Source organism: Legionella sp. km772, from assembly GCF_003989735.1.
Classification (GTDB): Bacteria; Pseudomonadota; Gammaproteobacteria; order Legionellales; family Legionellaceae; genus Legionella.
Window position 1 is genome coordinate 1 of the sequence record NZ_RZGQ01000168.1, and the last position, 5,999, is coordinate 5,999.

The following is a 5,999-nucleotide window of genomic DNA, read 5'->3' on the forward strand; positions in this document are numbered from 1 at the left end:
AAGTGAAATAAAAAAATCTAAAAATCCTTCTTCCAGCTTCATTCCTATATCCATTTAAATGAAGCTAGCCTCTCATTATTTACCGATTTAAGCTAGATTTTTTTCATGAGGTGGCCCTGCTGTGTCAGCAAGCGCGTGACAAAGGAGGCTTTGATAAGCTTAGCCCGGAAGACTTTGTAAGCAGTAAAAAAAAATTAGATGATTTTGTGCATGGCATGCAAGTCGATAAAGTCGCTCAATTAGCAAGCGCAATGAAAAAAGATCCTAATGATGTGGATCTGAAAAACTTGGCTAAAGCATTTTTACAGCAACATCCTCATGCTGGTGATGAACTCAGACAACCCTTAGAAAAAGCATTAAAAGCAGAGCAATCCTATAAAAGCTCTTTCCAACAGGTCAAAGCGGAAGAACAAGCTGATTTATTAAAACCCCCGCCTAATACTATCTCCCTAGCACAGCAAAAAGTAGAAGCCCCTCAACTTTCTGTGCCTGGGTCATCACCTACTACGGAAACTTCTAATCCATCAGAGGAGCTCGAATGTGAGGATGACGACACAGAGCACTATAGCCCTACGTAGGTTGGAATATAGGATAGACTTGCTGCGATTTTAAACGAGCATAAAATTCCGAGATAGCCAATGTAACAGACCAAATTCGGTTGTTCAAAGGCCATTGGTATCAAACAGGATTTAAGGCAATTTAACGTAGCTGATTAATCAAGCAATTTCAGAAGCGGCTAAATAGCCAAAATAGGTGATACCTTTATTCGATAGGGAAAATAAGGATAACACTAAGCGGTTAGCTTTCATAAACTTCGTAATGAGAAATTTAAAATTTAACAGGAGATTATGATGGAACAAAATCCAAAAAATAACATTAATTCCGCGAATAAAAATAATAAACTAGATAAAAATCAACCAGGACAAAGTGGTTCTGGACAAGGAAGTAAGACTAATCAGGGTGGACAATCTGGACAACAAACCCGTCACTCTAAACCTGGTGCTTTAGGGGACTAATGTTTTTTGGCGCACTACTCAACTGTGCGCCTCATTATAAATTAATTAACCGTATTCTTCCCATTAAATAATATTTATAGCACTCAACTAACTAGAAAAGCCCTGTTGTTGATTTAGCAATGACCTAAAACCCTTCTGTAGCAATAGAAATAGTCCATTTCTTATTAGTTTAAGCTAGTGCGAAAAAAATCGTAAATGCTGTGGCAATAAGTATGAGTGATGCAACAGGCTTAATAGAACCATTAAAATTATAACTACCAACACTTACCATTCCTGCGACAATGAGATGCCTTAATGCATTACTCATTCCTGTTGCTATACCCCTCATTTCAGGGAAAACATTGGCGGACTCAGTGCCATAAATTGGACCGGCTAGAGTGATTCCTGCAGTAAAAATAATCATTGCAGCACAAATTAAGAGGGGAGAAGGATTTACAAGGGCAGTGAGCATAAATAAAGTTGCACCAACGAAAACAGTAAAAATACCGGCCCATTTGGTTTTTTCTGTACCAAAATAGCCAATAATCCAAATACTAAGTAGAGAAAAAAGTGCAAATGCTGCAGGAGCTGAGGCCTGATAAAAACCATAGATTTCTTTTGATACGCCTAAATTTTCAATAAAAATTAAGGAGAGATTAGCCGTAAAAAGAATTAAACCTGCGAACATTAAATAACAAATAAAAGCCGCCGCCATATAGGGAAAGCTTTTTAAAACCCGCGAGTAATTGCTAAGTACCTTAGGAATAGAAAAGCTAATTCTTTTTTCTAGAGATAAGGTTTCAGGAATATAGAAAAAACTACCAAGCAATGAGCAACTTGCTAAGCAAGCAATTAATATAAAATTATATTGCCATCCATAATAAAGATTTAAAAAAGAGCCAATAAGCGGCGCGACCGCCATCATCCCCGTGATGAATAGATTCAACCCACCACAAAGTTGAGCGACTTTTTTAGGTTCGTATTTTTCAAGAATAATGGCAAAGGAGATAACCATAGGAGTGGCTGCTCCAATACCTTGAATAAAACGACAGAAGAGGAAAATGGTATAATCAGTACATAATATACAACCCCAGCTGGCAAGTGCAAATAAGCATAGTCCGAGTCTTAAGGTTTTTTGGCGGCCTAGAGAATCTGATAAGGGTCCAAATAATAAACTTCCAATGAATATTCCTATAAAATTGATACTTAGGACGTGTTGGATGGCATCTGAAGACGTTTGGAAAAAAACTTTCATATCAGGAAAGGAGGGTACATAGATATCTGTTTCCATACATATGGTAGTAAACATAACTGCTATGAGGGCTAAGAGAGAAAAGTCCCTTTTTTTATCCATAATGAATTCTCAATGGTACAGGAAATTTAGAAGCACAAATTATACAAGGTAGTAGTATTTTGTCCATAGATTGAAAAATAATATGGAGCGTTGATTAAATCCTAGTACACTTTAGGGCTCATGATTTTTCATGATTTTTTTGGATAAGTCTTGAGAAGTTGCTCGATCCGTTAAATAATAGGCAACCAAAATTCTAATCAAATGAGTTGTATTATGACCAATGAGTACCCTGAAAAGCTGTTTTCTTATGGGACTTTGCGTTTTGAATCTGTGCAGCTAGCTAATTTCGGGCGTTTATTGATTGGTAATGAAGATACATTACCAGGCTTTGAGTTATCCAAAATTAAAATTAAAAACACTGATGTGATTGCCATGAGCGGGGTAGATGAACATCCTATTGTTTCTTATACCGGCAAAAATACAAATACTGTCAACAGTATAGTTTTTAACGTCAGCAAAGCGGAATTAGAACAAGCGGATAAATACGAAGTTGAAGAATATACACGAATAAATGTCAAACTTGCCTCAGGGGTTGAAGCTTGGGTCTATGTAAATCGAGATAGTATTATTTTAAATTCTTTGAAATAGTTAATTTGTTAAAGGAATTCATTATGAAAATAAAAATAGGTGTTTTTTTAGCTATTACTGCATTCAATGCGATGGCGCATGAGATTGCCATAGAGCATTTTGCTTATGCATTTAAAAATTTCAATGCTTGTTTCATGCTTTATGATGTGAATAAAAAAGAGATGCTTAGTGAATACAATCCCGGTGGTCGGTGTTCTGAACGATTAGCCCCCGATTCGACCTTTAAAATTCCCTTATCTTTAATGGCTTTCAATCAAGGATTAATTAATCAAAAAACGGAATTTAAATGGAATGGGAAAAATGGGGAATTAGCTGAATGGAATCAGGATCAAACGCCTCAATCCTGGTTTACTTATTCAGTTGTTTGGGTTTCGCAGCAATTAACGCAAGAGCTGCAATTACCACGCATTAAGCATTATTTAGATGGGTTTAATTATGGTAATAAAGATTTTACCGGCGACCCAGGTAAAAATAATGGTTTAGCTTATGCTTGGCTATCAAGCAGTTTAAAAATATCTGCTAATGAGCAACTAAATTTTTTAACGGCCTTAAGCACTAAAGAATTACCACTTTCTCCTGACGCTGTAAACAATACGATCAATAACATGTATCTCGGCAAACTTGATAATGGTTTTAAATATTATGGGAAAACGGGCTCGGGACGTCATGGTAGAAATGAACGTGAGACTAATCCGAGTAGAATACGTGATGGGTGGTTTGTAGGCCTTATAGAAGGTGATAAAGGTCAAAAATATGTTTTTGTCACTAATTTAACGGATAAAACTATTCCACCAGAAGATGACAAAGCTTATGGAAGTAGAATTTTAAAACCAATAGCCCTGAATCCATTAAATACTTATTTTAAAAAAGACAACTAAATAGGGAGTTCCCTTGCCAATAAGCACCTTAAAAAAATGGCTTGATGAAGAAAAGATAGCTGGAGTTCCCAATCCAGCACAAGCCGTACTTTCTACTTGCACGGGTGATGCCATACCCCATAGTCGAGTGGTTGCTATAAGAGAAATTACTGATAATGAGTTGCTGTTTTTTACCCAACAAGGTACGAGGAAAGTTAATGAATTAGAAATAAATCCTATGATTTCATTGACTTTTTGGTTTGAATTAACCCAACGACAGATAATTATTGAAGGTCGGGCCACCGCATTGTCTGTCGATGAAAATGAAAACTATTGGATAAGTTATCCCCGTATTGCCCAGTTACGATTTTGCGCCTATGCGCCCACCTCATCACAAAGAATTGACTCCAAAAAAACTCTGGAGGATAAAAAAATAGAACTTGAAAAACGTTATAGTGGAAATGTACCCATGCCCTCATTTTATTGTGGCTATCGGATTCAACCACACAGCTTCCTATTTTACCGCTACCGCGTTGATGAATTATCCGATGTCTTTAAGTACGAGAATATCAATGGAAAATGGAAAGAGTTTATCTTATCTCCATAGATCTTTTTCGATTCTTATTAATTGTAATAAAAAGGTCGTTAGGTCTTTTTTGAGTTTTTTCGCAATCATCATCTTAAACACCTTTCTGTTGATAAATTGATGTTGGAGCATACTTTGCGGCCTTGCCTGAGCTCATTGCGCATCTAAAAAGACGAATTGAGCGGGCAGGAGAGACTTCGGATTTCATACGGTCTTTGTTAAATTGAAATTTAATGATTTCCAGCATACTACCCTTGAGCAAGTGATTCATCACCTTGATAAACACACAGTCGGTTGGCTTATTGAAGAAGGGGATTCAAGAAACGTCTGCCTGTAAGGCTATTGGCGAGTGAATAAAATTAAAGCAAGAAAGCTGTATACAATGGGCATTATCCTTTAATTTATGGTGCTCCAAGGAGACAGGTCGCATCGGTCTGGTTGTACATCCTCCCTAAAGCGCTCAAATAATCTTTAAACTTCCGCTTTCTGCAATCAGTTCTTGTTTTTATTGGGGTTCGTGCTCTCTATTTCTTGGTTCTTTGGTATTTAAGTGTTCTTTTTTTTAAGTGAAGTGATAATTTTTGTGTGCACTTATTGGTATTTATTGTATAATTTATCACGATTTGTTCAAATGCATTTTTCCATGACCACTATCACTCAAATTGAAAATTACCTTAACTCTTCGCCCGCTGATGTAAGTCTTCTTGGCCTCCCTCTTCCGCAGTGTACAGAGGTGTACTCAGGCCGTAAGTAGGGAGTGGCTGGAGAGTTTTCTCTATTCGATCTTGCTAGCATGCAAGACAAAGTAGAGCACCTAAAAGCTCTGCCTTGGAGCAAGGAGGATAAGCTAGAAGCAATTAAAGCGAAGGACTACTATGCGATTAGCTGGGCCGCTTTGAATGGTCGTTTGCCAATCCTGCACTATTTATTAGAAGAGGTGGGCTTAAGTACAGAGGATAAACTAAAAGCAGTTAAGGCGTATGGCTACATTGCGATTGCAAGGGCTGCTCAATATAGTCATTTGGCAACCATCCGCTATTTATTAGAAGAGGTGGGCTTAAGTACAGAGGATAAACTAAAAGCAGTTAAGGCGTATGGCTACATTGCGATTATAAGCGCTGCTGAAAATGGTCATTTGGCAATCCTGCGCTATTTATTAGAAGAGGTGGGCTTAGGTACAGAGGATAAACTAGAAGCCATTAAAGCGGATGATTACTATGCGATTAGAAATGCTGCTTACAATGGTCATTTGGAAACCCTGCGCTATTTATTAGAAGAGGTGGGCTTAAGTACAGAGGATAAGCGAGAAGCAATTAAAGCGGATGATTACTATGCGATTAGAAGGGCCGCTGCGTATCAGCATCGCCCTATCATCACCTATTTTCTCACTTTTGACCCTGGTCTTGCTTACCTTGAATCCCATGACCGAGAATACGGGAAAACGTATGTCTATGGGTTTGTAGCTGAACAACTCGAGGGATTAAAAAGACGCAAAGAGGGCATGGTTCAAATAACCCCTGTTTTAGTGAGCACTGAGCGTGCGTAATCCTGCCCTGATGTGTTATGATTTGGGCATGAATTAATGATTCAATTGCTCTTTAAAAAGATCTAGAGAACTA

General features: G+C 37.6%; 7 protein-coding genes. 6 read left to right on the top strand and 1 reads right to left on the bottom strand.

The genetic code is table 11. The features are described 5' to 3' along the window. Nucleotides 1-110 precede the first annotated feature (110 nt). Both ELY15_RS12855 and ELY15_RS16225 read left to right on the top strand, forming a co-directional pair. Nucleotides 111-578, top strand: coding sequence for a hypothetical protein (locus ELY15_RS12855; RefSeq protein ID WP_127100670.1), 468 nt, complete (start codon nt 111-113; stop codon nt 576-578). A 270-nt stretch (nt 579-848) separates the two neighbouring features. Then, nucleotides 849-1,016, top strand: a complete 168-nt coding sequence (locus ELY15_RS16225; RefSeq protein WP_233586738.1) for a hypothetical protein — start codon at nt 849-851, stop codon at nt 1,014-1,016. Nucleotides 1,017-1,185: 169 nt separating this feature from the next. On the opposite strand, the gene ELY15_RS12860 is transcribed toward ELY15_RS16225, so the two are convergent. Then, nucleotides 1,186-2,349: an MFS transporter gene (locus ELY15_RS12860; RefSeq protein WP_127100672.1), complete on the bottom strand. Its 1,164-nt coding sequence runs from the start codon at nt 2,347-2,349 to the stop codon at nt 1,186-1,188. A 213-nt stretch (nt 2,350-2,562) separates the two neighbouring features. On the opposite strand from ELY15_RS12860, the gene ELY15_RS12865 reads away from it, so the two are divergent. The 4 genes from ELY15_RS12865 to ELY15_RS12880 all read left to right on the top strand — a co-directional run bounded on the left by ELY15_RS12865 (nt 2,563) and on the right by ELY15_RS12880 (nt 5,926). Beyond that, nucleotides 2,563-2,937 carry a gamma-glutamylcyclotransferase family protein gene (locus ELY15_RS12865; RefSeq protein WP_127100674.1) on the top strand — a complete coding sequence of 125 codons (375 nt, stop codon included), beginning with the start codon at nt 2,563-2,565 and terminating at the stop codon, nt 2,935-2,937. Nucleotides 2,938-2,960: 23 nt separating this feature from the next. Beyond that, nucleotides 2,961-3,815 (top strand): penicillin-binding transpeptidase domain-containing protein, encoded by an 855-nt coding sequence (locus ELY15_RS12870; RefSeq protein ID WP_127100676.1) that lies wholly within the window; start codon nt 2,961-2,963, stop codon nt 3,813-3,815. Between the two features lie 13 nt (nt 3,816-3,828). Then, complete coding sequence (locus ELY15_RS12875) at nt 3,829-4,401, top strand: pyridoxal 5'-phosphate synthase (protein ID WP_127100678.1); 573 nt, start codon at nt 3,829-3,831, stop codon at nt 4,399-4,401. A gap of 736 nt (nt 4,402-5,137) precedes the next feature. Next, the gene (locus ELY15_RS12880) at nt 5,138-5,926 is read left to right on the top strand and encodes an ankyrin repeat domain-containing protein (RefSeq protein ID WP_127100680.1); all 789 of its coding nucleotides are present in this window, start codon (nt 5,138-5,140) and stop codon (nt 5,924-5,926) included. Nucleotides 5,927-5,999 lie beyond the last annotated feature (73 nt).

Coding starts and splice junctions, on each gene's coding strand:
- ELY15_RS12870 (WP_127100676.1), top strand. CDS start 2,961: ATGAAAATAAAAATAGGTGTTTTTTTAGCTATTACTGCATTCAATGCG.
- ELY15_RS12860 (WP_127100672.1), bottom strand. CDS start 2,349: ATGGATAAAAAAAGGGACTTTTCTCTCTTAGCCCTCATAGCAGTTATG.
- ELY15_RS16225 (WP_233586738.1), top strand. CDS start 849: ATGATGGAACAAAATCCAAAAAATAACATTAATTCCGCGAATAAAAAT.
- ELY15_RS12865 (WP_127100674.1), top strand. CDS start 2,563: ATGACCAATGAGTACCCTGAAAAGCTGTTTTCTTATGGGACTTTGCGT.